This window comes from Aquabacterium parvum, assembly GCF_001447195.1.
Classification (GTDB): Bacteria; Pseudomonadota; Gammaproteobacteria; order Burkholderiales; family Burkholderiaceae_C; genus Aquabacterium; species Aquabacterium parvum.
Map to the genome: position 1 here is coordinate 1 of NZ_LFRI01000186.1, position 273 is coordinate 273.

Sequence of the window (273 nt, forward strand, 5' to 3'; positions counted from 1 at the left end):
TCTTCTTGTTGACGCCACCACCCAGGGTGGTGACTGCTCGAATGGTGCCGGTCAGCGTGAGCATCACAGGCTCCCTTGATCCAGGGCACCGGAACGCTCGATAGCTTCCTCGGCGCGGGCCAGCGCATCAGACACAACAGCCTCGATGAACTCGCGCTTGCTCATGTCGAGCAGGTTCGTCACTTGATCGAGGCGCTCGATCAGCGAGGGATGCACCTTGGCGCACATCTGGCGCAGCTCGGTGAGCTGGCCTTGATCAATGGCCTGATCGAC

At 61.2% G+C, this 273-nt stretch carries 1 protein-coding gene; it reads right to left on the reverse strand.

Annotated elements, in window-relative coordinates:
• Positions 1-63: 63 nt before the first annotated feature.
• Positions 64-273, reverse strand: a 210-nt coding sequence (locus ABG80_RS22580) for a hypothetical protein (RefSeq protein WP_407638738.1), incomplete at its 5' end; no start/stop codon positions are given.